The following is a 26,572-nucleotide window of genomic DNA, read 5'->3' as shown; positions in this document are numbered from 1 at the left end:
GTCACCCCGGGGAGCGATCGCACTGATAGTCGCCGCATGAGCCGGTCCGGGTCGATGAGGCCGAATCCTCAGGACCGCGGACCTGAGGAGGGGCCGAGGAGCGCATGCTGCCGGAGTTGGTGAGACCGACGCACCCAGACGCTGAGGGGTTGGGGATCAGCGGCGACCTGTCGGTGAGCCGGATCTGGCCACGGGGCCCGGGGAGCGTGAGCCTGGAACTGCTCGGCCCGGCGGGGGAGTTGCTGGCCGGGCAGCTGATCGAGGACGACGGCGACCGGCGCCGCGTCATGGCCGCTACCTCGGCCGGGGCGCGGGCGGGCGCCGACGTGCTGGTGGCGCCGGCGCTGGACGGTCGCGGCGCCGAGGTCGGTACGGTCCTGGTGCAGGCGCGCGGCGCGGACCGGCGACTGCAGGCACTGCCGCACCTGCTGACCGAGCCGGGGTCGCACCTGTTGGTGCACCGTCCGGAGCGGCGCGCGGTGGGCTACCTGCCGGGTGGCCCCGAGGTGGTTGCCGGTGCCGGAGCACCGGACCAGGCGCCGGGCGCGGGAACCTACGCGCGGGTGTTCCGGCCCGGGCGCACCGCGGCGGTCGTGCGTAGCGCCCGGTTGGGCGTGCATGTGCTCGGCGGCCTGCCAGGCTTCGCCGCCCCGGCGGTGCTGGAGCACCGGGAGGGTGACGGCGTGGTGGTCACCTCCTCCTTGCCCGGCGAGAGCCTGCGTGCGCTGCTCGGCACCGAACAAGGCGCTGCGGTGCTACGCGCCGGAGCCGCTGGTCTGGGCCATCTGTTGCGCCACCTGGCTGGGGCCCCGGTCCCGAGGGACCTCCCGGTGCGCGACGCGGCGGCCGAACTGGCCTGGGTCGGGGTCTGGATCGAGCGTGTGCGGCACCACCTTCCCCGGATCCATTCCCGGCTCCCGGCTGGGCTGGAACTCATCGCCGATCACCTGGACCGCAGGCCCGCGACCGGCGCCGGAATCATCCACGGCGACCTGCATGACGGACAGGTCCTCATCAGCCGGACACCCACCGGCCGGACACCCACCGGCCGGACACCCACCGGCCGGACACCCACCGGCCCGGCACTCGATGACGACACCGCCTCGGTGGGTGTGCTGGACTGGGATACCGTCGCGGTCGGGGAGGGGGCGCTGGATGCCGCCAACGTGTGGGCGCACACCGACCTGCGGCGCCTGCTGGGCCACTGGCCTGCCGACTCGGCCACGGACTTCTGGACCACCGTCGTCGAGCATTGGGACCCGGCCCCCGCGGAACTGGACCGGGCCACCGCCTATCGCCGTCTCCTCCTGCTACGACTGGCGTGCCAGTACGCCTTCCGTCCCGCTCACGCGCACGTGACGCAGGACCTGCTCGCGCTGGCCATGTACGGGAGTGCGGACGGTCGAGGAGGACGGACTGCCACGGACCACTACGGGCACCGGGGGATGGGAGCGCTGTAACCGGTGTTCGACCGGTTCGAGACGTAGTAATCGCTCACCCACCGGCCGTCCCGCAGCCGGTTCCACACCGTGGTGGTGCCTACCCGGGAGCCCGCCCTCTGGCAGGTCACGTAGGCCAAGGCACCACGGGGCAGCGGGCTGCCGGTCGTCCGGTAGGTGACACCCGGGCCGGTGCGAGCGTTCAGTGAGGCCGTGGTGACCTGGCCGGGGTACATGCACCTGGGCAGCGCGGAGGTGAAGCCGGTGTTGGAGGCGGTCGAGACCCACCGATCGCTGACCCAGGCCCCGGACGTCAGCCGGTTCCACACCGAGGTGGTGCCCACCCTGCTGCCACTGCCCTGGCACACCACCGACAGCGTCGCGCCGGGGTTGTAGGTGCGCACCACCGAGGAAGACGTGCTCGGTCCGGTGCGGGCGTTGAGCGGGGTGGTGCTGGTGACCCGGTATGTCCGGGCGACGGTGGCCACCGGTCCCCGGACGCGGTCACTGTCGATGTTGAGCCGCACCCCGCCCCAGGTCTCGTTGTGGCCACCGCGGTACTGCTTGGCCCGCTGCCACACCGCCCACTGGGAGTTGGACGCCGTCGGCCACCCGATCAGCGAGGAGTTGCCGTCCCACCGGGCCATCCAGACCGCATCGGGACGCGCGTAGGTCGAGGAGGTGTAACTGGCCGCCAGGTCCCGCAGACCGGAGTCCTGGTGTACGTAGACACCGGCAAGGTAGCCCGAGGCGTGCAGGGTCTTGGTCCACGCCGACACGTACCTGCGCACGGCAGTACGGCAGGAGGCGTCGGCGCGGTTGTAGTGCTCGACATCGGCGTACAGCGCGCTGCCCGGAAGCAGACCGAGCGACCGTGCCCGGGCCAGCGCGTCCTTGGCGTCGGCGTTGCCGCGCGAGGTCGCGTTCGAGGCGGTGTAACGGTAGGGCTTGTCACCGTGCATGCAACTGGGTTGGTCACCCATATAGGTGGGCAGCAGTCGCCAGCCCATCGCGTGGGCGTCCCGCACCCACGCCTTGGTGAGGTTGGGCTGGTCGCAGCCACGGTTGCGGCCGCCGAAGTAGATGTTCACCACGCGGTACGGGGAACTCTGGCGCCAGGCCCGGAGGGTGGACAGGGGCGGCGCCGCACAGGTGTCGAAGCCCGAGGCGTCGGCCCTGGTGGCCGAGGAACCGTCAGGATAGGTGATCTTCGTCTCCGGCTCCGCCATCACCGGTTGGGCGCTCGGTCCGAGAAAGTCGACCGACAGCACCGCCAGACCCACGAACAGGGCCAGGGCTCCGATGGGACCCGCTCCGAAATGCGATCGCTTCCGTTCCTGCGACATGACACACCTCCGGGTCAGTCCCCGTCCTACTGCACAGAGTGCGCCTATTACCCGCGGTGCGCAAGGGGCGGACGTACCTGGCAGATCCGGCGGCCGGGTATCGCCCGACGTCGCGCTGGGCGCGGCCCACCCTGAGTGGCGTGCGGTGATCGGCGATGGCGCAGCAGCCGTGCCAGGATGCCTGGCATGGAACCGTTGCCGAAGTACTGGAGCCCGGCGGAGGACCGGGTCCAGGACCCCGCGGGCAAGACCTACGTGCTGCGCCTGTGGGGGTGGTCGGTCACCTCGCCCAGCCATGCCGCCGTGGTCGCCGCCCGCCGACTAGGGGAGGTGCTGCAGAAGATCCGGACGGGCCGGCCGCTCGGCGGAGGTTACTACCCGCGCACGCCCTTGCGGGAGGAGGTGCTTGAGGAGATCCGCGACTCAGGCGGCGACCTGATCGGGGTGATCACGCGCAATGCCTACGGCGCCGCCATCCTCAACACCGATCGGATCCTGATCGCCGACGTCGACGATCCGGCCGCGCAGGCCGCACCCGGGCTGCTGAGCACCCTCGGCCGGCTCTTCGGCCGTGGCAAGCGGGACCAGCCGGCCGGACCGGAGGACAACCCGGTGCCGGCGCGGATCGAGGAGTTCGCCCGGGTCCGGCCGCACCTGGGGGTGTACCTCTACCGGACCGCCGCGGGCTTCCGGGTGCTCATCACCGGCGTGCACGCTGCACCGGATTCGGCCGAGGCCGGCGAGATCCTCACCGCCCTCGCGTCCGACCCGATCTACGTCCGGTTGTGCACTGTGCACGGCAACTACCGCGCTCGGCTGACTCCCAAACCGTGGCGGTGCGGCATGCGGGCCCTCAAACCGCGCTGGCCCTGGCTCGATGAGCGCGCGGCCGGCACGGCCGCCCAGTGGCTGGACCGGTACCGGGAGCGCACCGGCCACTACGCCGTCTGCCGGCTCCTGCGCGCGGGCCGCACAGCGCCGTCAGCACAGGAGCGGCAACTCCTGCAGCGACACGACCAGTTCGTGCTCGGCCACGGGGACCTGCCGCTGGCCTGAGCACAGCCAAAGCGCGGCGTGGCCGCTGCCGCGGCGCGCATGGCCTCAGAACACCTGGCGCAGGTTTGCCCGCGCCAGGTCGATCAACTCATCACCGCGACCGGACATCACCGTGCGGATCATGTACAGGGTGAAGCCCTTGACCTGCTCAGCGGTCACCGCCGGTGGCATCGTCAGTTCGTTGGGTTCGGTGACCACATCCAGCAACGCCGGGCCGTCCTGGGCGAAGGCCTCATCGATGGCACCGGACAGAGCGGCGGACTTCTCCACCCGGAACCCCCGGATGCCCATCGATTCGGCCACCACCGCGAAGTCCGGGTTCACCAGTTCGGTGCCGAACGGCGGGAAGCCGGCCGCCTTCATCTCCAGATCGATGAAGTTCAGCGAGGAGTTGTTGAACACCACGATCTTCACCGGCAGTCGGTGCTGGGCCACGGTGAGGAGCTCACCCAGCAGCATCGCCAGGCCACCGTCACCGGCCATCGCCACCACCTGGCGATCGGGATGGGCGAACTGAACCCCGATTGCCTGTGACAGCGCGTTGGCCATGGTGCCGTGCGTGAAGGAGCCGATCAACCGCCGTCGCCCGTTCATGCTCAGGTACCGCGCCGCCCAGACCACCGGGGAGCCGACGTCGGGAATGAACACCGCGTCCTCGGAGGCCTGTTCATCGAGCAGCCGGGTCAGGTACTGCGGCCGGATCGCCCTGCGGCCGCGGGTCGGCGTCGCCAGATCGTCCAGGCGCTCGCGGGTGCGCTGGTAATGCTTGACCGAGGACTCCAGGTGGCGCCGGTTCTTGGACCGCAGCAGCGGGAGCAGGGCGCGGGCCGTCTCACCCACGTCGCCCACCAGGCCCAGATCCAGTCGGGTCCGCCGGCCCAGCTGCTCCCCCCGGATGTCGACCTGGATGATGGTGGCGTCCTCTGGATAGAACTGCTGGTAGGGCAGGTCGGTGCCGAGCATGAGAAGCGTGTCCGCCTCCGCCATCGCGCGGTACCCCGAGGCGAACCCGAGCAGTCCGGTCATCCCGACGTCGAAGGGGTTGTCCCAGGCGATGTGTTCCTTGCCGCGCATCGCGTGCACGATCGGCGCGGCGAGGGTGTCGGCCAGGGCGAGCACCTCCGCGTGCGCGCCGGCGGTACCGGCGCCGGCCAGGATCGTCACCTTGTCGCAGTTGTTCAGCAGATGTACCGCCCGGCCCAGGTCGTCCTCGGTGGGCAGGACCCGGGGCCGGGCGTGCTGCACCTTGGTGATCGACTCATCCGCGGCCTGGAGCAGGGCCACGTCCCCGGGGATCACCAGCACCGCCACGCCCCGGCGCGAGACCGCCTCCTGCATCGCGATCCGTAGCGCCCGGGGCATCTGCTCGGTGCTGGTGACCGTCTCGGTCCAGACGCTGCACTCAGCGAACAAGTCGGTGGGGGTGGTCTCCTGGAAGTAGCCCGAGCCGATCTCACTGCTGGGGATGTGTGCGGCCAGCGCCAGCACCGGCACGCGCGAGCGCTGGGCGTCGTACAACCCGTTCACCAGGTGCAGGTTCCCCGGTCCGGCCGATCCGGCGCACACCGCCAGCTCACCGGTCGTGGCGGCCTCGGCGGCGGCGGCCAACGCCCCGGCCTCCTCGTGCCGGACCGTGATCCAGTCCATCTCGGAGGTGCGCATCGCCTCGGTGATCCCGTTCAGGGAGTCCCCGGCGATGCCGTAGATGCGCTGCACACCGTTGGCAGCCAGGTTGTCCACGATGTTCTGGGCGATGGTGACCATGGGGCTCCTCGGTTCGGTCGGCGTCGGCTCTGCCCTCACCGTGCCGCACCGGAGCAGATCGCGCCACAGGTTTGCGCCGGCCCGGCGATCGAGCCGGCGGAGGAATCACCTGTCCGCGGATCCGGCGGCTGGCTAGCCTGAGGTGATGGCCGTGCTACGTAGCCTCGTGATCGACTGTGCCCACCCTGCCGCTCTCGCCCGGTTCTGGGCCGGTGTACTCGACGGATACCGGGTCCGCGACTACGACCGTGCGGAGATCGACAGGCTCGCGACGCTCGGCCACACTCCGGAATCCGATCCGAGTGTCGCGGTCGATGGCCCCGGCCCCGGCTTCTTCTTCACCCGCGTCCCCGAGGGCAAGGTCACCAAGAACCGGATGCACATGGACATCGAGGTCCGCGACCGGACTGCCGCGGTGACCACCCTGACCGAGCGGGGTGCCCGGATCGTGCAGGAGTTACCGGAGTGGACCGTGATGGCCGACCCGGAAGGCAATGAGTTCTGCGTGTTCCCGCAGTGACCGCACGCTCAGCCACGAAGCGAGTCAGCCGTTGCGCACTCAGCCCGACCGGATTGCACTGACAGCACGGAGCACGAGATGAAACTGGGGATCTTGCCGCCACCTACGGTACCTGCGCCGACCCGCGGGCGGCGGTGCGCGTGGCCCGCCACGCGGAGGCCGCGGGCTTGGAGTCGGTTTGGACCGGCGAGCACCTGCTGCTGCCCGATCCCGCACCCGGGAGCGTGCCTTTCGACCCGTACCTGCCGTTCCTCGACCCGCTGGTGGGCCTGAGTTGGATCGCGGCGCACACCGAGCGCATCCGCCTGGCCACCGGGGTGCTGATCCTGCCCCAGCACGAACCGGTGCTGCTGGCCAAGCAGGCGGCCAGCCTCGATGTGGTCAGCGGCGGGAGGTTCATGCTCGGTGTGGGCGGTGGGTACCTGCCGGCCGGATTCCGGGCCACCGGCGTGCCGATATCGGACCGGGGTGCCCGGGTCGATGCGCACCTGGAGGTGCTGCGCGAGTTGTGGACCGCCGATCATCCCGAGTACCACGGCACGTTCACCACCTTCTCGGGAGTCCAGGCCCGGCCACGCCCGCACCAGGGCGGCGGGCCGCCGATCATCATCGGCGGAGCCAGCGCGCCGGCCCGCCGGAGGGCATTGACCAAGGGGCAGGGGTGGTACGTGTTCAACGTCGACGCGGACCTGGCCCGCGAGGCGACGACGCTGATCCGGACCGAGGCAGGTGAGGTGGACCGGCCCGCGTACCTGGGCCCGCTGGAGGTGACCATCACCCCGAAGGTCCCGTTCGACCAGCGCACCCGGGATGCCTACATGGATGCGGGTGTGGCACGGGTGGTGGTGCTTCCCGGTGGCGGCCACCGCCGGGACCGGCACGCGCCGGTACCCGTCGGGGAGATCCTGAGGACGATCGACGAGGCGGCCGCCCTGCTGCAGTGAGCGGGCCGGCATGGCGTGCCGGCAAGACGTGCCGGCATGACCTGGCCGCTAGTACGGGCCCGGTGGATGCGGTGCCGGATGCGTACCCGGCGCACTGCAGCCGACCCACGCCGGGTGAACTGCTGCGACGGCCCCGTCGCGGCGGACCGTCCGGACGCTGAGCGGTCACGGCGGTCCTGCGAAGAGTTCGTGAGCGTTCTGCGTCGAAGCCCACGCCGCCGTCTCCCGCACGGCCGATCTCGGCCCGGCGCCGTACGCTAGGGGTGCCCCACGGGCATCGATCGGGCACGCGCGTTGCCCACCACGACACGGACACGACCAGGACACGACCAGGAGTACCGATGAGCCTGATGAAGGTACACGGCGGCACACCGCTGCACGGGGAGATCACGGTGCGCGGAGCGAAGAACTTCGTCTCCAAGGCGATGGTGGCCGCGCTGCTCGGCGAGGGCACCAGCGAGTTGCGCAACGTGCCCAACATCCGGGACGTCAATATCGTGGGCAATCTGCTCAAACTGCACGGCGTGGTGGTCGAGTGGGACGTCGAGGACGGGATCGTGCGCCTGGACCCGGGCAATGTCGAGACCGCGCACAAGGCCGACATCGACACCCATGCCGGTACCTCACGGATCCCGATCCTGTTGTGCGGTCCGTTGCTGCACCGCCTGGGGCAGGCGTTCATCCCGGACCTGGGCGGCTGCCACATCGGGGATCGCCCGATCGACTACCACCTGGAGATCCTGCGCCAGTTCGGCGCTCAGGTGGACAAACTGGACTCCGGCATCCTGATCACCGCCCCCCGGGGACTGCACGGCACCAAGATCGAACTGCCCTATCCCAGCGTGGGTGCCACCGAACAGTTGCTGCTGACCAGCGTGCGCGCCTACGGCCTGACCGAGTTGCGGAACGCCGCCATCGAGCCGGAGATCATGGATCTGATCGCGGTGCTGCAGCGCATGGGCGCCATCATCTCGGTGGACACCGACCGGGTGATCCGGATCGAGGGGGTTCCGCGCCTGGGCGGTTTCACCCACACGGCGCTTCCGGACCGGATCGAGGCGGCATCCTGGGCCGCCGCCGCTCTGGCCACCCGCGGCGACGTGTTCGTCCGTGGCGCTCGCCAGCCGGACATGATGACCTTCCTGAACACCTTCCGCAAGGTGGGCGGGGAGTTCGACATCCGCGACGAGGGCATCAGGTTCCACCACCCCGGCACCGGGCTGAAGTCGATCGTGCTGGAGACCGACGTGCACCCGGGCTTCATGACCGACTGGCAACAGCCCTTGGTGGTCGCGCTGACCCAGGCCTCCGGACTGTCGATCGTGCACGAGACGGTGTATGAGAACCGGTTCGGCTTCACCCAGGCGTTGCGGCGGATGGGCGCCACGATCCAGGTCTACCGCGAGTGTCTGGGCGGGGGACCGTGCCGGTTCGGGCAGCGCAACTTCCACCACTCCGCGGTGATCTCCGGACCCGCCCCGCTGCGGGCCGCCGACATCGAGGTGCCCGACCTGCGCGGCGGGTTCTCCCACCTGATCGCCGCCCTGGCTGCGGACGGGGTCTCCCAGGTGCGCGGGATCGAACTCATCGACCGCGGGTACGAGGACTTCCGCGGCAAACTCGACGCCCTCGGCGCCAAGGTCGAGTCCGGCTGAGGCCACTCCGCGGAAGGCCGACGGCGGAACCCGCCGTGGTGCACCCCCCTCACCCCCGTGCGCCCGGGCCGGTAGGATGGTAGACCCGCGGGTCTGCGGGTCTCGCGCGCGAAGGAGCACACCGATGCAACCCACCCGGACCTGGTCCTTCACCGGAACGAGCGGTCGTATCCACGCCGAGGCATGGGATGTCGAGGGCCGCCCGACCCGCTACGTCGCGGTGCTGTGCCACGGCTACGGCGAGCACATCGGACGCTACGGACACGTCGCCGGTGCGTTGGTGAACGCCGGTGCCGAGGTCTATGGCCTGGATCACACCGGTCACGGCCGCAGCAGCGGGGAGCGGGTGCTCATCACCGATTTCGAGGACGTCGTGGCCGACCTGCACATCGTGATCCGGCACGCCGCGCGGGAGAACCCGGGCATCCCGTTGGTTCTCATCGGCCACTCGATGGGCGGCATGATCGCCGCTCGCTACGCCCAGGTGCACGGCAGTGAACTCAGCGCCCTGGTGCTGTCCGGGCCGGTACTGGGCCGCTGGAGGGCCGCCGAGCAACTCGTAGCGGCTGAGCAGATCCCCGACGAGCCGCTGGATCCGGCCACACTCTCGCGCGATGAGCAGGTCGGTCTCGACTATGCCGCCGACCCGTTGGTGTGGCACGGACCGTTCAAACGCGCCACGGTTCAGGCCATCCTGGACACTCTCGAGCAGATCGACGCCGGCGGAGCGCTCGGGACGTTGCCGACGCTGTGGGTGCACGGAGCCGAGGACGCACTGGTCCCGGTAGCCGACAGCCGTCTCGGGATCGAGGGGCTGGGGGCTGCGAACCTGACCGAACAGGTGCTGCCCGGGGCCCGGCATGAGGTGTTCAACGAGACCAATCGCGGCGAGGTGCTGGCCCTGGTCACCACGTTCATCGACGAGGCGCTCGACGGCGCAGGATGAGCGGCGCCGCGTCGGGTGCCAGGAGCACCCCGACAGGTGGTGACTACTCGCCGTCGACCGCCGGTTGCGCAGCGGAGCGACGGACCAGCCGGTGGAAGATCGTCCAGTACATCACGCCGATCATCACCCCGCCGCCGACGATGTTGCCAAGCGTCACCGGCAACAAGTTGTCCACGTAGAAGGCGCCCCAGGTCAGTTCGCCGAAGTCCTCCGGCGCCAGACCCGTATCGGCCCAGAAGGCGTCATCGGCGCTGGTCCTGATGATCACCCCCAGCGGGATCAGGAACATGTTGGCCACCGAGTGCTCGAAGCCGCTGGCCACGAACAGCGCGATCGGCATCGTCACCGCGACCACCTTGTCGGTGGTGGTGCGCCCGGAGTAGGCCGCCCAGATCGCCAGGCAGACCAGCAGGTTGCACAGCACGCCCAGGGCGAACGCCTCCACGAAGGAGTGGCTGACTTTGGTGGTGGCGCTGTTCAGCACCACCGTGCCCCAGCCGCCGTCGACCATCCGCCAGGTGCCCGCCACATACACCAGCACCACCATCGTCAACGCGCCGAGGAAGTTGGCCACGTACACCACGGCCCAGTTGCGCAGCAGCTGCCACCACGTGATGCGCCCGGAGGCGCGGGCGGTCAGGGTCAGAGTGTTGGAGGTGAACAGTTCCGCACCGGTGAGCACCACCAGCACCAGGCCGGTGGTGAACACCAACCCGCCCAGCACCCGGGCCACGCCCCAGGGCAGTGCCTCCGCGCCGACCTGGCTGGTGACGAAGAAGACGAAGCCCAGGGCGATATAACCCCCGGCGGTCAGCCCGAGCAGGAACGAGGCCAGCGGTCGGTTGACCGCTTTGGAGTAGGCGGCGTCCTCGGCGGCCCGGGCCATCTGGGCCGGGGTGAGGATGCCGTAGGAGTCATTCATCGCAGAACTTCCTCGTTCGGGACGGGATGTCGATGGACGGGCCCACGTCGATCACGGGCGGGCAGCGGGTTCGGAACCGGGCGGGGCCGGGCGTGCTGCGGTTGTGGCCACGCCCGGCCCGCTGGTGTCAGGACAAGCCGTACTGACCGGCATCCTTGACGGCCTTGGCCAGGGCGGCCTTGTCGATCTCGACGTCGTCCTTGTGCTTGATGATCATTCTCGTCTCATCGCCGGAGAGCCGCTCGAAAGCGACGGCCCCCACGTCCTGGACATTGCTGACCGACATGCGCACGGCCAGCACGTCGTCGTTGGAGGTGATGCCACTCAGGGTGTAAATGGTGGAGATCATGGCTGTCATGGCTGGTCCTTGCCTCTAGATGCGGCCGTTGAACGCTTGCATGGCGGAGTCCTCACGGGTGCCGCCACGTCCGTCACCGTACTCGGCGTAGTCGGTGATCCACTCAACGGACTTGACCCACTTCACCATCTTGTAGCCGTGGTTGGACTCCACCCGCAGACGCAAGGGTGCACCCAGGTGGATCTCCAGAGGCTGATCGTTGCGCTCATAGGCCAGGATGGTGTCGTCCTCAGCCAGCATCTCCAGGTCCAGCACCGCGTAGAAGGGTTCGCGTGGCCGGTGATCGTACATCTCCTGGGCCAGCCCGTGGGACTCGATCATCACGTAGTTGGCCTCGGCCGGGCGGGGGCCGAGCAGGTCCAGCACGTCCCGGACACGCACCCCGCCCCACTTGGAGGTGGCCGACCACCCCTGCATACAGGTGTGGATGGCGATGTACTCGGTCTTCGGCAGTGCCTTGAGGTCATCGAGGCTGAGCTCGAGGACCTTGCCGTCGACCTCCCCGCCGACTCTCAGGCGCCAGTCCTTCCACTCGTTGTCGCGGTGGGTCAACCACTCGGTGGACTCGTCCTTGGTGGGCGGCAGGCCGTTGGTCCAGTGGAACTCGGAGAGGTCCTCGGCGGTGTAGGTGTTCTGCTTGCCCATCCGCGGCTTCATCCAGTTCAGGGTCAGTTTGCGCACCGGCTCGGTCGCGGCGACCAGGAACCGCTGGGCCCGGGCACGGTCCGAGAGGGACCAGTAACTCAGCGCGATCCAGAAGGCGAAGACCACCACGATGGTGGCGATGACGATGGTGAAGGCCTGTGCGTACCGGGAGGTGTCGGTGACGCCGAAGACCATGTGCGCGAGGTTGTACTCGGGGTGGACCAGGAACACCAGGCCCACGTGCATGATGATGAACAGGGTCATGATGACCATGCCGATGAAATGCAGCGAACGCGCGCCCTGATGACCTCCGAGCGCCTTGACGAACCAGGGGAAGCGCGAGCGCACCGCCGGGGCCATGCCGAGGCCGGTGAGAATCATGAACGGCGCGACGATGAAGATGATGAAGGTGTAGCCGAGCATCTGCAGGGCGTCGTAGGGCTGGAAGTGCTCGATGCTGGGCACGCCGAACCCGAGGTAGATCACCAGGGAGTCCCAGGCCTCGCCGAAGACGTCCCAGGAGGTCGGGATGATGCGCCGCCACAGGCCGGTCCCGAAGAGCAGGGCGACGTAGACGATGCCGTTGAGCAGCCACAGCGAGGTGCCCAGGCCGTGCCAGTGCCGGCCCAGCCCGATGTTCTTACGGCCCGGCAGCCCGATCAGCGGGTGCAGGCTGCGCTCGTCCATGAGCGAGGTGTAGACGCCCTCTTCCTTGGGCAGTGTGCGGCGGGTGAACTTCAGCCACTCGGTTCCCGGCTTGCAGTCGTTGCGCCACCAGAAGCGGGGCAGCGAGGAGATGATCTCCCAACCACTGCGAATGAGGATCCCGATGAGTACGAAGTTGATCAGGTGCGACGCGCGCAACCAGAGCGGAAAATCGCCGCCGTCCATGCCGGCCTCCATTGATGTTGGGTCGTGTCGTTCGTTGACGACGGTGGGTAGTTCTCCTCACACCGTACTGGCTAAGGCTGATGGTGCGAGGCGGTCGAGGGCAATTATTACATGGTGTAGTTGTAGTTATAGCCGGTGCCCGCTCGTCGCGGTCCGCCCGTGTCGCGGGCGGCGGCCGCCCGTGCCGAGGATGGCGGTCCGCCCGTGCCGTGGGCGTCGTCCGCCCATGACGAATGTCACGGGCGAGGCGTGCGTCCGGGCTCGGATTCAGTGCGAGAGCGCACCTGTGCCGCCGCGCGGACCGGCCCAGACTGAGGGGTATGGACGAGGAGATCATCACTGTCGAAGCGCTGCGCCGAACCTATGGCCGGACCCGGTCGGCCCCCGGATTCGACGCCGTGCGCGGGGTGAGCCTGCAGGTGGGCCGTGGGGAGCTGTACGCCCTCCTGGGGACCAACGGTGCGGGGAAGACCTCGTTGCTGGAGGTGATCGAGGGCATCGCCCCGGCCACCGCCGGGCGAGCGCGGGTGCTGGGTAGGGATCCGCACCGCGAGCGGGCCGCGGTACGACCGCACACCGGCATCATGCTGCAGGAGGCAGGGTTCCCTCCCCAACTGAAGGTGGCCGAGTTGGCCCGTGCCTGGTCCCGTACCCTCTCCCGGCCCCGGGACGTCGGAGAAGTGCTCGGTGAGGTGGGCTTGTCCCACCGGGCCGGTGTCGCGGTCAAGAGCCTGTCCGGTGGGGAGCGGCGACGGTTGGATCTGGCGCTGGCCATTCTGGGCAGTCCCACCGTGCTGTTCCTGGATGAGCCGACCACGGGCCTGGACCCGGAGAGCCGGCGGGCCAGTTGGGACCTGATCCGGTCGATGGTCGACGACGGTGTCACCGTGGTGCTCACTACCCACTACCTGGAGGAGGCCGAGGAACTGGCCGACCGGATCGGCATCATGCATGAGGGCCGGCTGGTCCGGGAGGGCACCGCCGCGCAGATCGTGGCCGACGAACCCGCCCGGATCTCCTTCGTCCTACCCGAGTCCGCACCGGCCCTTCCAGCCCTCTACGGACGGCACCGGGTGCGCACCGGTCGGACGGTGCGGCACACCATCAGCACCCACCGGCTGCAAACGGACCTGCGCCTGTTGCTGAACTGGGCCGAGCAGGCCGGCGTCGAACTGGCTGAACTCAACGCAAGGGCCGCATCGCTGGAGCAGGCATTCCTGGCGATCGCCGGCCGGGAGGGTCCCGAACCCGACGCGAGCACGGCCGGCCGTGAGCAGGGCGGTGCCGGACCTGGCGGGTCCGGCACGAATCAGGAGGTAGGAGTATGAGTGTGACCACGACAGGGACCAGCAGCACGCTGCTCGGCCGCGGGGCGGCAACCCTACGGCGCGTCGGGGCGCTGGCACGCATGGAAGCAACGCTGCTCGTGCGCAACACGACCGCGCTGGCGACCGCGATCGCGGCACCGCCGCTGATGGTGCTGCTCTTCATCCCGATGGTGGACTCCCTCGCCGACAACGAGGGCGTATTCGCGGCGCTGATCATCGCCATGATGGCCACCTTCGGTCTGCTGTTCATCGCCTACTACAACCTGACCACCACGGCAGTGGCCCGCCGGGAGGAGTTGACGCTCAAACGGCTCATCACCGGAGAGATCTCCTCGGCGGAGGTGCTGGCCGGGATGGCGGTCCCGGCTGTGCTGATCGTCGGTGCTCAACTCGTGCTGGTCACCGTCGTCGTCGCCTTCGTCTTCGAGATGCCCGCACCGACGAACGCGGTGCTCGTGCTGGTCGCGATCGTCGGTGGCCTCATCGCCTTCTCCCTGTTCGGCTACGCCTCATCCGGGTTGACCAAGACGGTGGAGTCGGCCCAGCTGACCACGTTGCCGGTGATCTTCGGGACGCTGCTGGCCAGCGGACTCGTGTTCCCCTTGACAGCACTTCCCGACACCGTGCAGCGCATCGCGGAGTTCACCCCGCTGGCACCGGTGGTCACGTTGATCCAACTGGGGCTGACCGGCATCGGGCCCGACGGCCAGATCCATACGTTCGCCGAGAGTTTCGGCGCGGGGTTCCTTCCGATGGTGGTCCTGGTGGCATGGTGCGTGCTGGGCGCGCAGGCGATCAAGAAGTGGATGCGGTGGGAGCCCCGTCAGTGAGACCCCAGGGCCCGCCGGTCCGCCGGGAGGCGCTACCGTGGCGTCGGTGACCACCAGCGCGAGCGCCAGTCTCTTCCGCTGGTCCGCACTGAGCAACCCCCAGCGGTTCGAGGCCTACAACCGGTGGTCCTTCTACAGTTTCCTGGCCGCCGTGCCGCTGCTCTCCCTGGCGCAGCTGGCCGGCCCCACGCCGTGGACGGGCGCGCAAGGACTGACCTACCTGGGTGTGATGATGGCGCACACCGTGGTGTGCCTGGTGGTGGCATCGAGGTCCTTCGACCACATCCTCGGGCGGATGCCCCTGCCCCGCCGAATGCTGGTCGGGCTGGCCGGGACGGTGTCGGCCGGCCTTGTGGTGATCGCCGCCGTGTACCCCGGGGTCGGCCGCGCCGAGGACCCGAGGGCGTTGCTCTATGCGGTCCTCATCCTGCTCGTCTCGGCGCTGTTGGCGGTCTGCCCGCTGATCAAGGCCCCGTACGTGGCGATCGGGAGTGGCCTGACCGCGCTGGTCGCGGCCACATTCGCTGCCATGGCCGGGGCCCTGAACTACATCCCGGTGGCTGGGTTCGTCGGGCTGGCGCTGTCGTTGTCGATGGCGCTATCGATGCGGATCGCGGTGTGGATGGTGCTGGTGATGTGGGACCTGGACCGGCGCCGGGAGGTCGACGCCAGGCTGGCCGTGGCCGAGGAGCGGTTGCGATTCTCCCGGGACCTGCACGATGTGTTCGGGAGGACCCTGTCCACGGTGGCGGTGAAGAGCGAACTGGCCGCCGCCTTGACCGAGCGCGGCGACTCGCGGGGGATCGAGGAGATGGAGCAGGTCCGCTCCCTCGCAGAGGACGCGCTGAAGGAGGTCCGTGAGGTGGTGCAGGGCTACCGGGCCGCCGACCTGCCGACCGAGATGGCCGGTGCCCGGGCGATCCTGACCGCGTCGGGGATCGAGGTCCGGGTGGCCGGGGAGCACCTGCACCTGCCCGCTGGCGCCCAGCGGGCCCTGGCCTGGGTGGTTCGCGAGGGCGTGACCAACGTCGTGCGGCACTCGCGCGCCACCGAGTGCACCCTCGAACTGAGCGAACGGGACGAGGGCTACCTGCTGCAGATCACCAATGACGGCGTCGCCGCGACCGGCGCCCCGATGACCGCCCGGCCGGCCGGCGGTAGCGGTCTGCGCGGCCTGACCGAGCGGTTGGGTGCCCTCGGCGGGACGCTGCAGATACCACCGGCCCCGCCGGAACACTTCGTGCTGTGCGCCTGGGTTCCCGGCCACGCCGAGGTGCCGCGCCCCGCTCACGGCACGTCCGACCACCCTTCGCATCCCACGGAGTCACCATGACGATCAAGATCCTGCTCGCCGACGATGAGAACCTCATCCGGGATGCGCTGGCGAGCCTGCTGGGTCTGCAGGAGGACCTGGAGGTGGTGGCGCAGGCCGCCTCGGGGACCGAGGCGATCGCGGCAGCGACCAAGCACCGGCCGGACGTGGCCGTGCTGGACCTGCAGATGCCCGGACTGGACGGGATCGAGGTGGCCGAGCACCTGGGTCGGGAGGTCCCGGGCTGCGCAGCGGTCATCGTCACCAGTCACGGCCGGCCCGGCTATCTGCGCAAGGCCCTCGAGGTCGGGGTGCGCGGGTTCGTGCCCAAGACGGTCTCGGCGAGCGTGCTGGCCGATGTGGTCCGGCAGGTCCATCAGGGCGGTCGCTACGTGGACCCCGAACTCGCCGCCGACGCGATCGCCTCCGGCGCGAGCCCGCTGACCCCGCGGGAATCGGACGTGCTGGAGTTGGCGGCCGACGGCGCCCCGGTTGAGGAGATCGCCGCACGCGCACACCTCTCGGCCGGGACGGTGCGCAACTACCTGTCGGCGGTGGTGTCCAAACTCGGAGTCGCCAACCGTCACGAGGCGGTGGCCAGGGCCCGTGCCCAGGGCTGGCTCTGAGGCCGGGTGTCGAACTCCTGAGACCTGCACCGCCCACCGCCGGCGGGCCGCACCGAGCGTTCGCAGCGACGCAGTATCCCCGGACCGAGGTCAGCGACTGTTCGTGATGTGGATGTCACCGCTGATCGACCTCGCCTCGACCGTCAGCACCTGCTCATCGCTGTCGGGAGCCCTGGTGGCAGCCAGGGTGGACTTGGTGTGACCGGAGGTGCTGGAGCAGTCCAGGAAGACGGGGGTTCCGGCCGGGACGGCGACGGTGACGTCCCCCGAGGCGCTGCTGGCATTGATCGTTCCGTGGGTGGCCTTGCGTACCTCCAGGTCGCCGGAGGCCGAGCGAATCCGTGCCGTTCCCGCCAGCTCGCCGATCCGGCTGTCTCCAGAGGCGGTGGTGGAGACGACGTCGGTCGCCGACTCGATGATCAGGTCCCCGGAGCCGCTGTTGAACTCGATGTGCCCGCTGGCCCGGCCCAGCCGCAGGTCCCCGGAGCCGGACTTGAAGCCGCCGTCGGTCAACGAGTCGACCACCACATCCCCTGATCCGCTGGACACCTTGACTGCACCCGCCTGCTCCAGATACACGTCACCGGAGCCCGTGCGCACCTGCACGCTGCCGACCGTGCCGCGGGCGGTGAGATCCCCCGAGCCGCTGAAGACCTCGATGTCGGACCCGGGCGGCACCTGAACCTCGATGTCCAGCCGCGGGGTAGACCCGAAGAACAGTCCACCCGCGCGCGGGACGGTGATGTTCAAGACGTCACCGTTGAACTCGACCAGGGTGTCCTCGGCATAGGCGCGACCGGTGGAGTTCTCCCGGTGGGGCTTCAGCCGCACGGTCGCTTCCGCGGTATCGGCAGCGGTGATGGTCAGGTCACTGCTGCGGGTGCCGGCGTGCACGCGGACCGGCCCGGTCACGGCAAAGGCGTACTGCGTCATGTCGATGGCCTCGTTCTCGCTTCGGGTGCTCAACGCTTCGGCCGGGTATTGTCCCGGCGCCGACCGGCGGGCCGGGTGGTGCGCTCCCTGCGACGCTTGGGCTTGCGCAGGTGGAACGGTGGTGGGTCATCGGCATTGCGTACGATGTGGAATCCGAAGTTGGATGTGGGAATCAGTTCCATCGAGGGGCTCCTTCAGCGCACCCAGCCGGTCATCCGCCGGCCGGTGCTGGTGGTGCGGGTGCTGGACGGTGCCGGGTGGAGTGCGTGTTGCGCGGCGCGCACCAGCCAGGCGTTGGTGGACAGGCCCTCGGTGGCGGCGGCTTGTTCCGCCTGTGACTTGAGGGACTCGGGCAGGCGTAGGGAGATACGGGAGATGTCGCCGTCCTCCGCCGGGGCCGGCGGGACAGGCGGCTCGGGCGGGGTTGGTGGTTCGACGTCCGGGCCGGGGGTGACGACGACGTCCGGGCCGCCGCCGCGGAAGCGGACCTCGACGGTGTCGCCGTCGAGTTGCAGCGTGATCTGGTCGGATAGGTCGGCAGCGAACTCCGTCAGCGTCAGGCGCAGGGCCGACTCCATGGTGCGGCCCAACCGTTCGGCCGCCTCCTGCACCTCGGCGGAGGAGGTTTGTGCGGCCGCGCCCAGTGCTTCCTGGAGCGCCTGGAGGTACCGATCGAGATCCATGACGCCACTATGACATCAGAATGACGTCAGCGCAAGGCTTTATGGCGTCGAAGTGGCGCAATCGTGATGCCGTACTGACCTGCGGGTTGCGCCGTCCCGGCGTCAATCCAGGTCAGGCGCGGTGAAGGAGTGGTGCTGCGGCGCGTAGCATCACGTCGTGATCCACCCTCCGGTACCGCGTTCCTACCGGGCTGCCGTCGCCGTGGCCCGCCCGGTGATGCGCGCGATGACCAGGAGACGGCGGGAGGGTGGGGAGAACCTCCCGCAGGGTGGCTTCATCGCCGCGGCCAACCACCTGAGCCATGTGGACCCGTTCACGTTCCTGCACTTCCTGATCGACCACGGCCGTTACGCCAAGGTCCTGGCCAAGCACTCCCTGTTCACGATTCCGGTGCTCGGTCACCTGTTTCGTTCCACCGGGATGATCCCGGTCTACCGTGGCACCGAGCGGGCGGCGGGCGCGCTGCACGAGGCCCGGGCGCGACTGGCGGTCGGGGAGGCGGTGGCGGTGTTCCCGGAGGGCACCCTGACCAAGGATCCGGACCTGTGGCCGATGGTGGCCACGACCGGTGTGATCCGCCTCGCCCTGGCCACCCGGGCCCCACTGATCCCGGTGGGGCAGTGGGGGGCGCAGGCACTGCTGCCCCAGGGACGCCGTATTCCACGGGCGATCCCCCGCAAGCCGGTCACGGTGTTCGCCGGGGAGGCGGTGGACCTGAGCGACCTCCACGACCTGCCCCTGGACGCCGAGGTGCTGCGCGAGGGCTCGGCCCGGCTGATGGCGGCCATCACCGCGCTGGTGGCCCGCGCCCGGGTGGAGACACCACCGGCCACACCGTTCGATCCGCGCACCGGCCCGGTCTGAGCCTCCAGCCGGCGGATGTGGCGGCGCCGGTCCAGCGGTTCTGATGAAGGAGGTGCTGACCTACCCGGGCCCGATGAGGACATGACCGGCCGCCGGTGGTGCCGGGGCGGGTGGTGCCCGCCGCAGGGCCGGCTGGGCGCGCGGTAGCGTGGCCGGGATGAACCAGAGCACCCGATTGATCAACGACCTGCTCAGCATCCGCACCTGGACCGCGTTCGATATCGACGGCGAGGGCCGCGTCCTGGCCGGTCATGACGAACTCGGCTCGATGCAGTTGGTCGAGATCGGTACCGACGGCTCCCGGACAGCGCTCACCGACCTGCCCGGGCGCTGCACCGGCCGTTACATGCCCGGCAAGCGGGCCGTCGTCGTCCAGCACGACGCCGGTGGTGACGAGAACTGGCAACTGTCCGCCCTGGACCTGGAGACCACGCCCGCCACCCCGGCGCGCCTGGAGGACCTCAGGCCCCTGGTTCGCCATGAGCGCTACATGCACGTGCTGCAGGACGTGACCGAGGCCGGCCTGGTCTACTCCACCAACCGGCGCAACGGCGTGGACATGGACGTGGTGGTGCGGTCCCACGATGACGGCACCGAACAGGTGGCCTATGACGGCGGTGGGTACGTCGTCGCGGTGCGTGCCTCGCATGACGGCACGAGCGCCGCGGTGGTGCGCCTGAGTCTGCAGCCGGCCTCCACGGTGGTGGAGACCGTCGGTCCCCACGCGTTCGGTGCCGCCGGACCGGCCGATGCCTCGAGCGGGACCTTTGGGGCAACCGACACGGCCGGGACCGGCGGTGCAGCGGAGAAGGCCGGGACGTCGCGGACCGTCACCGACCCCGGCGAGCACGCCTCGCACCGCCAGGTGCATTGGGGCGCCGAGGACGACGGGCTGATCCTGTCCAGCAACCACGGCCGGGAGTTCCACGCGCTGTGGCGGGTGGACGAGGACGGTTGGCGCCTCCTGGTCGGCGACGAGGCGGCCGACCTGGACTGCTGGGTGAGTCCCGATGCGACGCGCATGGTGGTGGGCCGGCAGCGCGACGGCGTCATCGCCCTGTCCCTTTACCGCACCGACGGCACTCACGAGCGCGACTTGGACATCCCCGGGCTGGGGAGCGCATCGGTGACCTGGTCGACCGACTCCGCCAACGTGGTGATCTCCGGATCGACGCCCACCGAACCGGGAGCGATCCACCGGGTGCGGGCCGTGAGCGGGCAGGTGGACCTGATCGCCTCCTCCGCCGCCGAACTCGACGAGGGTCTGCGCGATCGGCTGATCACGCCCAGCGTGCACCGGGTGCCGACCCCCGACGGCGAGCAGGTGCCCTGCTTCGTCTACGCCGGGGCGACGGTGACCGATGACGCCGCAACGGGCCAGAACCAGGCCCGCTCGGCATTGAGCGGGGCGTCGGTGATCCACATCCACGGCGGCCCGGAGGCCTCGGCCGACCTGATCTTCGCGCCGGTGATCCAGGCGCTCGCGGCCACCGGACTGACCGTGCTGGTGCCGAACGTGCGGGGCTCGGCCGGATACGGCAAGCGGTGGATCTCCCTGGACGACGTCGAACTGCGGCTGGACTCCGTCGCCGATCTGGCCGCGCTGCACGCCTGGCTGCCCGACCTGGGCCTGGACCCGGGCAGGTCGGCGCTGTGGGGTGGTTCCTACGGCGGCTACATGGTGCTCGCCGGGCTCTCGATGCAGCCGCAGTTATGGGCCGCCGGGGTGGACATCGTCGGGATGAGTTCCCTGGTGACCTTCCTGGAGAACACCTCCGACTACCGCCGGGCCTACCGGGAGCGGGAGTACGGCACGCTCGAACAGCACCGAGCGTTCCTGGAGAAGGCATCCCCGATCACCTATCTGGACCAGATCAGGGCACCGTTGTTCATCATCCACGGCGCCAATGACCCTCGGGTACCGCTGAGCGAGGCCGAGCAGATCCAGGAGGCCCTGGAGGCCTCCGGAGTGCCCAACGATCTGCGTGTCTATCGCGACGAAGGCCACGGGCTGTCCAAGCGGTCCAACCGGCTGGACGCCTATCCCGCGGCGCTGGACTTCCTGCGCACCCACCTGGCGGTTCCGCAGCGCTGAGGGTGCGCAAGCCCAGGCGCGCCCGCGCCGGGCCGCGGACGGAGCCGCGCCGGGTTACGACCGTGCCGGCGGTACTCAGCCGTGCTGCGCGGCGGCGACGGCCAGAGCCTGGAACAGGTCGGCAGCGAGATCCTCGACGTTCTCGATACCCACGCTCAGGCGCACCAGGTCCTCCGGCACCCCGTCGGGCTCGGTGGGGATGCGGCGACGGCGCTCCAGCAGCGACTCCACCCCGCCCAGGCTGGTCCCGGGCATCCACAGCCGCACCGACTCCACCAGCGCCTGTGCCCCCGCCCGGCCACCGCGCGGGCGCACCGTGATGACTGACCCGAAGGTGTCCAGCTGCGCGGCGGCGCGCTGATGCTGGGGGTGGGAGGCCAGCCCCGGGTAGCCCACCTCGACCACGTGCTCATGACCTTCCAGCCGGGCCGCCAGTTCGGCTGCGTTCGCGCTGGCGCGCTCCAGCCGCAGCGCCAGGGTGCGCAAGCCACGCAGGGCCAGCCAGGCCTCCCACGGCCCGGGGATCGCTCCGCCGAGGGTGCGGCGGGCACGGATGGCCGCGGCGACGTCCGCGTTGTTGCTCAGTGCCGCCCCGATCAGCACGTCGGAGTGGCCGGCCAGGTGCTTGGTGACCGAGTGGACCACCACATCGGCCCCGTGGGCCAGGGGCCGCTGCCCCAACGGCGTGGCGAAGGTGTTGTCCACCACCACCAGGGCGCCCAGCGTGTGGGCGCCCTCGATCAGCACCGGTAGGTCGGCCACCTCCAGCATCGGGTTCGTCGGAGACTCCACCCACAGCACCACCGGCGCCCCGGGGCCCAGGTCGGCCGGGGCGGTGGCGTCGTCGTCGGCCGCCTCCCGCAGCGCCGCGAGCACTGTCTCGGTCCGCGCGATCGGAACCTGGTGCACCCGCACCCGGCTGCGCCGGGTGAGGTCGTGACCCGCCTCGATGGTGGCGTTGTAGGCGTGGGTCGGCAGCACCAGGTGCCCGCCCGGGGCCACCAGGGTCAGCGCGGCGTCGATCGCACCCATCCCGGAGGAGAACACCACGGCAGTTTCGGCGGCGCCCTCGAGCAGGGCGAGTGCCTCCTCCAGCGGCTCCCATGTCTCGGTGCCGTGGCGGGTGTAGACCCGCTGACCGGACCCGAGTTGCGCGGCGGTGCTGACGTAGGTGGAGGACAGCACCACCGGGGGGTTGACCGGGGCCTGCTCGGTGCGCGCCGGTCGGCCGGCTGCGACCACCTGGGTATCGGGGCGCCAGCCGGAACCGGGGCGGGCGGGCGTGTCGTTGTCCATCGGGCCAGACTAGGAGTGTCGAAGGGTATTACGCTCAACGGTGATGAGTGATTCCAGGATTCGAGTGGCCGTGGTCTTCGGGGGCGCCAGTAGCGAGCATGCGATCAGTTGTGCGACCGCTGCAGGGGTGCTGGGCGCGATCGATCGGGACCGTTTCGAGGTGGTGCCGATCGGGATCTCACCCAAGGGGGAGTGGGTGTTGGCCGCTGATGATCCGCAGCGGTGGGCGCTGGACTCCGGTGGGACGGGGCAGCCCGCCACCGATGCGGCGGTGCCCGATGGCGGCAACCCCGGTGCGGGCGAGGCCAGTGAGGGCAAGGCCAGTGATGGCAACCCCGGTGACGTCCGGACCGACCCGGGCCCGCAGGCCCCCGGGGCGGGCGCGCCGCGCGGCCCGGTGGTGGGGGCCGAGCACGGACTGGTCACGCTCCCGCTGGGGGACGGCACGCAGGGGCCGACCGTGACCGCGCCGGGTCAGGTGCCCAGGGAACTGGCCGCCGTCGATGTGGTGTTCCCGCTCCTGCACGGCCCGTTCGGGGAGGACGGCACCGTGCAGGGTCTGCTGGAACTGGCCGGCCTGCCCTACGTCGGCTCGGGTGTCCTGGCCTCGGCGGTGGGGATGGACAAGCACTACATGAAGGTGGTGCTGCGCGACGCCGGCCTGCCGGTGGGACCGTGGCTGACGGTCACCCCGCGGCGATGGGCCGAGCACCCCGATGAGGTGACCGCCGCCGCGGGGGAGCTGGGCTGGCCGGTGTTCGTCAAACCTGCCCGGGCCGGATCGAGCGTGGGGGTGTCGAAGGTCGAGGGACCCCAGGGGCTGGCCGAGGCGATCACGCTGGCCCAGGCCAGTGACCCCAAGGTGTTGATCGAGGCGGCGATCGCCGGCCGGGAGATCGAGTGCGCGGTACTGGGCGGACGCGATGGTGGCCCGCCGCGCACCACCGTGCCCGGGGAGATCGTGGTGGGTTCGGACGGCGGGTTCTACGACTTCGAGACCAAGTACTTCGACCCCGGCGCGGCCGAACTCCTCTTCCCCGCCGACGTGCCCGAGGTCGTGGTGGACCAGGCGCGGGACCTGGCCGCGCGCACCTATGAGGCGCTGGGGTGCGAGGGCCTGGCCCGGGTGGACTTCTTCTACACCACCGAGGGGACGTTGTTGGTCAACGAGATCAACACCATGCCCGGGTTCACCCCGTTCTCGATGTTCCCGATGCTCTGGCAGCGCTCCGGGATGACCTACCCCGAGTTGATCACCGAACTGCTCGACCTCGCCCTGCAGCGCCCGGTCGGCCTTCGCTGAGCGATCGCCGGTCAGCCCCGCTCCCGGCCGATCTGCACCTGACGCACCGCCTGGGCCAGCAACGCCAGCACCACCACCCCCAGCAGCACGTAACTGGTGCGCCACTGGACCCCGAGGAAGGCCACCACCACCAGGACCACGCTCGTGGCGATCACGGTGTCGCGCCACGCTGCCGCGGTGGCCCGGTCGCTCCAGCCCGGGTCGTCGGCCGACCCGCGTGGCCCACCTCCGGGCCGGGAACCGGCGCCGCGTGCAGCACCCTTGGCCGAGCCCGCGCCCGTGGCACGCGTACCGACACCGCCGCCGGTCGGCGCGGAGCCGAACAGGATCCAACCCAGCACCGTCAGCGGGACCGCGAGCACGCCCGCCACGACGGCCAGCGTGAGCAGGTAGGCCCCGGGGTTGGCCCCGGCGGCGATCACACCGACGGCCACCGCCAGCACGATGGCCGAACACACCGCCGGCACCCGTCGTCGCATCATGGTCGCGTCCCGTCCCTCCACTCACGTCGCGGCCACCACGGATCCGGCGCGCTCGCACCGCCACTCACAGCAGGTCCTCCTCCAGGCTCAGGCACTCCCTGGTCTGGGGTACCAGCGTGATCGCCGGAGCCAGGTCGGACAGGATCGCGTCGTGACCCTGCCCCTCCCATTGTTGCGGGACCTGCACCTCCACCGCGGGTGAGCGCCCGAACGTGGTGAGCGTGAGCACGTCGGCCTGCCCGTCCTCGGGTTCGCGCATCACCCAGTCCACGGCCGGCCCGTCCGGGCTGGTGATGGTGACGCAGTGCTCGGTGGTGGGGCCCAGCACCTCCACCCCGCAACGCAGCGTGATCGGCGGGTCGCCCCAGGCGCGGGTGGACTGGGAGGTGGTCGAGCGCCGTTCCAGCCCGCCCAACTCCTGCGGGGTGGCGCGCAGCACCTCGGCGCACATCGGGTCCGAGGCGTGCGGGCCCGGGGCCACGGTTGCCGCCGGGGTGCACCCGGCCAGCACCACCGCACCCGCCGCCAGGCCCCCGGCGACACCCAGTACTCGCCGCAGCACACCCATGTCCCCACCGTATCGGTGCCCAGCGGTGCACTTGCTGGTCCGGATCACGGCGGGCGATACCCTGGCCGGATGCGCGTGGGTGAGATCAGCGAGACCGATCTGCTCGCCCGGATCCTCCCGCGGCTGCCCCGCGGGCGGACCACCCTGGTGGGCCCCGGCGACGACGCGGCAGTCCTGGCCGGGGCCGCAGCACCGCAGGTGGTCACCACGGACGTCCTCGTGCAGGACCGCCACTTCCGGCTGGGCTGGGGCACCGGCACCGACCTGGGCTGGCGTGCGGCGATGCAGAACCTGGCCGACGTGGCCGCCATGGGCGCGGTGCCCACCTCCTTGGTGATGGCACTGGTACTGCCCGGGCACGTTCCGGTGCGTTGGGTTGAGGACCTGGCCGAGGGGTTCGCCCAGGCGTGCGCACCGCATCACGTCGGGGTGGTCGGTGGGGACCTGACCAGCGGGGATCAGATCGTGGTCGCGGTCACCGCCCTCGGTGTGATCGACGACGGCGAGCCGGTGCTGCGCAGTGGAGCCCGCCCCGGTGATGTGGTCGCCGTGAGCGGTGTCCTGGGCCATGCCAGGGCCGGTCTGGCGCTGTTGGAAGCCGGGCGGGCGGAGCCGGCGGATCTGGTGGGAGCCTTCCTGCGCCCCACCCCGCCCCTGAGTGCCGGTCCGGTTGCGGCGCGCGCGGGCGCGCACGCGTTGATGGACATCTCTGACGGGCTGGCCCGGGATGCCGGCCGGATTGCCGTGGCCTCCGGGGTGCTGGTGGATCTGGACCCGGCCGCGTTGGCCGCCGATATCGCAGAACTGGACCCGGTCGCCGCTCAGGTCGGTGCCGACGCGACGGCCTGGGTGCTCGGCGGTGGTGAGGACCACGGGGCACTGGCCACCTTCGCGCCGGCGGCAGCGGGCGCGCGGGGGAGTTCGTCCGCACCTGCGGTGCGCACCCCGTCGGCGCATCCGCGTGGCGAGGGCGCTGCGCCGTCGTCGGCCCTTCCCGAGCAGTTCCGCCCGATCGGGCGGGTACACGCGGTGCCGCCGGGCCTCGCACCGGGTGTGCGCTGGGGCGGTGCGGACCTGCCACCGGGCACCGAGGGGTGGGATCACTTCGGGCGCTGAGATACGGGCCGTTCAGGTGTGATTCTGCTCACAGTGAGATATCGTGTGGTATGCGTATCTCAGAGGTAATCCGTCGTAAGGGCGCGGCCGTGATCACCATCCGGCCCGACGCCACCGTGCGCGACCTGCTCAGGGTGCTGGAGGAGAACGGGATCGGGGCGGTCGTGGTCTCCGAGGATGAGGGCGCAACCTTGGTGGGGATCGTCTCCGAGCGGGATGTGGTGCGTGCGTTGCATCGCGACGGGGAGTCGGTGCTGGAGGCTCAGGTGAGTGCGTTGATGACCGCCGAGGTGGCCACCTGCCTGCCCGAGGACGATCTGGAGTCGCTCGCCCGGGTGATGACCGAGCGGCGTGTCCGCCACCTCCCGGTCGTGGTGGAGGGCCGGCTCAAGGCCCTGGTCTCCATCGGTGACATCGTCAAGCATCGCATCGACGAACTGCAGGCCGAACGCGATCAGTTGGTCGACTACGTGCGCCGCTGAGCGGTCACCGGCTGGGCATCCGAGTCTCACCGCCGCGTAGTCAGCGTTCGAGCAGTAGCCGCCGCGCAGGCAGCGTTCGAGAGGCCCGGACTCAGCGGGGCCGCCCTCGGACGCGACGAAGCCGCCCACCCGCAGGTGGACGGCTTCGGCGAGAAGGTGCGCGCGGC

At 70.3% G+C, this 26,572-nt stretch carries 25 protein-coding genes and 1 pseudogene; 15 read left to right on the top strand and 11 right to left on the bottom strand.

Annotated features, from left to right (window positions below; genetic code table 11):
• The first annotated feature begins 206 nt into the window (after positions 1-206).
• Positions 207-1,460 (top strand): phosphotransferase, encoded by a 1,254-nt coding sequence (locus tag ACO0LV_RS15700; protein ID WP_424788858.1) that lies wholly within the window; start codon positions 207-209, stop codon positions 1,458-1,460.
• Here the strand turns inward: ACO0LV_RS15700 and ACO0LV_RS15695 are convergent.
• Complete coding sequence (locus ACO0LV_RS15695; protein ID WP_424788857.1) at positions 1,430-2,785, bottom strand: glycoside hydrolase domain-containing protein; 1,356 nt, start codon at positions 2,783-2,785, stop codon at positions 1,430-1,432. The two genes, ACO0LV_RS15700 and ACO0LV_RS15695, sit on opposite strands and share 31 nt — an antisense overlap.
• Before the next feature lie 186 nt (positions 2,786-2,971).
• On the opposite strand from ACO0LV_RS15695, the gene ACO0LV_RS15690 reads away from it, so the two are divergent.
• Positions 2,972-3,841 (top strand): hypothetical protein, encoded by an 870-nt coding sequence (locus ACO0LV_RS15690; protein WP_424788856.1) that lies wholly within the window; start codon positions 2,972-2,974, stop codon positions 3,839-3,841.
• Positions 3,842-3,886: 45 nt separating this feature from the next.
• Here the strand turns inward: ACO0LV_RS15690 and poxB are convergent, their stop codons facing one another.
• The gene (gene poxB, locus ACO0LV_RS15685; RefSeq protein WP_424788855.1) at positions 3,887-5,605 is read right to left on the bottom strand and encodes a ubiquinone-dependent pyruvate dehydrogenase; all 1,719 of its coding nucleotides are present in this window, start codon (positions 5,603-5,605) and stop codon (positions 3,887-3,889) included.
• 145 nt (positions 5,606-5,750) lie between these two features.
• On the opposite strand from poxB, the gene ACO0LV_RS15680 reads away from it, so the two are divergent.
• From ACO0LV_RS15680 to ACO0LV_RS15665, 4 genes and pseudogenes are all read left to right on the top strand, one after another.
• The gene (locus tag ACO0LV_RS15680; RefSeq protein WP_424788854.1) at positions 5,751-6,125 is read left to right on the top strand and encodes a VOC family protein; all 375 of its coding nucleotides are present in this window, start codon (positions 5,751-5,753) and stop codon (positions 6,123-6,125) included.
• A 119-nt stretch (positions 6,126-6,244) separates the two neighbouring features.
• A pseudogene (locus ACO0LV_RS15675) lies at positions 6,245-7,069 on the top strand (TIGR03619 family F420-dependent LLM class oxidoreductase); the annotation flags it as partial.
• 341 nt (positions 7,070-7,410) lie between these two features.
• Positions 7,411-8,724 carry a UDP-N-acetylglucosamine 1-carboxyvinyltransferase gene (gene murA, locus ACO0LV_RS15670; RefSeq protein WP_424788853.1) on the top strand — a complete coding sequence of 438 codons (1,314 nt, stop codon included), beginning with the start codon at positions 7,411-7,413 and terminating at the stop codon, positions 8,722-8,724.
• A gap of 124 nt (positions 8,725-8,848) precedes the next feature.
• Positions 8,849-9,670 (top strand): lysophospholipase, encoded by an 822-nt coding sequence (locus tag ACO0LV_RS15665; protein ID WP_424788852.1) that lies wholly within the window; start codon positions 8,849-8,851, stop codon positions 9,668-9,670.
• Positions 9,671-9,713: 43 nt separating this feature from the next.
• On the opposite strand, the gene focA is transcribed toward ACO0LV_RS15665, so the two are convergent.
• The 3 genes from focA to ACO0LV_RS15650 all read right to left on the bottom strand — a co-directional run bounded on the left by focA (position 9,714) and on the right by ACO0LV_RS15650 (position 12,486).
• A complete protein-coding gene (focA, locus tag ACO0LV_RS15660; RefSeq protein WP_424788851.1) occupies positions 9,714-10,592 on the bottom strand; it encodes a formate transporter FocA in 879 nt (292 codons plus the stop codon).
• A 127-nt stretch (positions 10,593-10,719) separates the two neighbouring features.
• Complete coding sequence (locus ACO0LV_RS15655) at positions 10,720-10,950, bottom strand: hypothetical protein (RefSeq protein WP_424788850.1); 231 nt, start codon at positions 10,948-10,950, stop codon at positions 10,720-10,722.
• 15 nt (positions 10,951-10,965) lie between these two features.
• Entirely contained in the window at positions 10,966-12,486 is a 1,521-nt protein-coding gene (locus ACO0LV_RS15650) for a molybdopterin-dependent oxidoreductase (protein ID WP_424788849.1), read from the bottom strand.
• A gap of 320 nt (positions 12,487-12,806) precedes the next feature.
• Between ACO0LV_RS15650 and ACO0LV_RS15645 the strand changes: the two genes are divergently transcribed.
• From ACO0LV_RS15645 to ACO0LV_RS15630, 4 genes are read left to right on the top strand one after another with little or no spacing between them, the layout of a single operon-like run.
• Entirely contained in the window at positions 12,807-13,814 is a 1,008-nt protein-coding gene (locus tag ACO0LV_RS15645) for an ABC transporter ATP-binding protein (RefSeq protein WP_424788848.1), read from the top strand.
• The gene (locus tag ACO0LV_RS15640) at positions 13,811-14,644 is read left to right on the top strand and encodes an ABC transporter permease (protein ID WP_424788847.1); all 834 of its coding nucleotides are present in this window, start codon (positions 13,811-13,813) and stop codon (positions 14,642-14,644) included. The genes ACO0LV_RS15645 and ACO0LV_RS15640 overlap by 4 nt, the downstream gene beginning before the upstream one ends.
• Before the next feature lie 46 nt (positions 14,645-14,690).
• Positions 14,691-15,977 carry a sensor histidine kinase gene (locus ACO0LV_RS15635; RefSeq protein WP_424788846.1) on the top strand — a complete coding sequence of 429 codons (1,287 nt, stop codon included), beginning with the start codon at positions 14,691-14,693 and terminating at the stop codon, positions 15,975-15,977.
• Complete coding sequence (locus tag ACO0LV_RS15630; RefSeq protein ID WP_424788845.1) at positions 15,974-16,582, top strand: response regulator transcription factor; 609 nt, start codon at positions 15,974-15,976, stop codon at positions 16,580-16,582. The genes ACO0LV_RS15635 and ACO0LV_RS15630 overlap by 4 nt, the downstream gene beginning before the upstream one ends.
• Before the next feature lie 90 nt (positions 16,583-16,672).
• Here the strand turns inward: ACO0LV_RS15630 and ACO0LV_RS15625 are convergent, their stop codons facing one another.
• Genes ACO0LV_RS15625 through ACO0LV_RS15615 form a run of 3 tightly spaced genes read right to left on the bottom strand, consistent with a single transcriptional unit; the run spans position 16,673 to position 18,198 of the window.
• Positions 16,673-17,548 carry a DUF4097 family beta strand repeat-containing protein gene (locus tag ACO0LV_RS15625; protein WP_424788844.1) on the bottom strand — a complete coding sequence of 292 codons (876 nt, stop codon included), beginning with the start codon at positions 17,546-17,548 and terminating at the stop codon, positions 16,673-16,675.
• Positions 17,545-17,697, bottom strand: a complete 153-nt coding sequence (locus tag ACO0LV_RS15620; protein WP_424788843.1) for a hypothetical protein — start codon at positions 17,695-17,697, stop codon at positions 17,545-17,547. The genes ACO0LV_RS15625 and ACO0LV_RS15620 overlap by 4 nt, the downstream gene beginning before the upstream one ends.
• A gap of 12 nt (positions 17,698-17,709) precedes the next feature.
• Complete coding sequence (locus ACO0LV_RS15615; RefSeq protein ID WP_424788842.1) at positions 17,710-18,198, bottom strand: hypothetical protein; 489 nt, start codon at positions 18,196-18,198, stop codon at positions 17,710-17,712.
• Positions 18,199-18,355: 157 nt separating this feature from the next.
• Here ACO0LV_RS15615 and ACO0LV_RS15610 point away from each other — a divergent pair, with 157 nt between their 5' ends.
• Together ACO0LV_RS15610 and ACO0LV_RS15605 are read left to right on the top strand one after the other, a co-directional pair.
• Positions 18,356-19,063 carry a lysophospholipid acyltransferase family protein gene (locus ACO0LV_RS15610; protein WP_424788841.1) on the top strand — a complete coding sequence of 236 codons (708 nt, stop codon included), beginning with the start codon at positions 18,356-18,358 and terminating at the stop codon, positions 19,061-19,063.
• A gap of 157 nt (positions 19,064-19,220) precedes the next feature.
• Positions 19,221-21,158, top strand: coding sequence for an alpha/beta hydrolase family protein (locus tag ACO0LV_RS15605; protein WP_424788840.1), 1,938 nt, complete (start codon positions 19,221-19,223; stop codon positions 21,156-21,158).
• Positions 21,159-21,233: 75 nt separating this feature from the next.
• Here ACO0LV_RS15605 and ACO0LV_RS15600 read toward each other — a convergent pair whose 3' ends face one another.
• On the bottom strand, positions 21,234-22,454 hold the full coding sequence (locus tag ACO0LV_RS15600; RefSeq protein ID WP_424788839.1) for a trans-sulfuration enzyme family protein: 1,221 nt from the start codon (positions 22,452-22,454) through the stop codon (positions 21,234-21,236).
• Between the two features lie 43 nt (positions 22,455-22,497).
• On the opposite strand from ACO0LV_RS15600, the gene ACO0LV_RS15595 reads away from it, so the two are divergent.
• Positions 22,498-23,757, top strand: a complete 1,260-nt coding sequence (locus ACO0LV_RS15595; RefSeq protein WP_424788838.1) for a D-alanine--D-alanine ligase family protein — start codon at positions 22,498-22,500, stop codon at positions 23,755-23,757.
• A gap of 11 nt (positions 23,758-23,768) precedes the next feature.
• Here ACO0LV_RS15595 and ACO0LV_RS15590 read toward each other — a convergent pair whose 3' ends face one another.
• On the bottom strand, positions 23,769-24,239 hold the full coding sequence (locus ACO0LV_RS15590) for a hypothetical protein (RefSeq protein ID WP_424788837.1): 471 nt from the start codon (positions 24,237-24,239) through the stop codon (positions 23,769-23,771).
• Positions 24,240-24,303: 64 nt separating this feature from the next.
• A complete protein-coding gene (locus ACO0LV_RS15585) occupies positions 24,304-24,807 on the bottom strand; it encodes a DUF3515 family protein (RefSeq protein WP_424788836.1) in 504 nt (167 codons plus the stop codon).
• Between the two features lie 69 nt (positions 24,808-24,876).
• Here ACO0LV_RS15585 and thiL point away from each other — a divergent pair, with 69 nt between their 5' ends.
• On the top strand, positions 24,877-25,923 hold the full coding sequence (thiL, locus tag ACO0LV_RS15580; RefSeq protein ID WP_424788835.1) for a thiamine-phosphate kinase: 1,047 nt from the start codon (positions 24,877-24,879) through the stop codon (positions 25,921-25,923).
• A gap of 50 nt (positions 25,924-25,973) precedes the next feature.
• Entirely contained in the window at positions 25,974-26,405 is a 432-nt protein-coding gene (locus tag ACO0LV_RS15575) for a CBS domain-containing protein (RefSeq protein WP_424788834.1), read from the top strand.
• Positions 26,406-26,572: the final 167 nt, after the last annotated feature.

It is taken from the genome of Pseudactinotalea sp. Z1739, from assembly GCF_049725055.1.
In the GTDB taxonomy this organism is placed as follows: domain Bacteria; phylum Actinomycetota; class Actinomycetes; order Actinomycetales; family Beutenbergiaceae; genus CALKWS01.
This window is presented reverse-complemented; position numbering and strand designations above follow the sequence as displayed.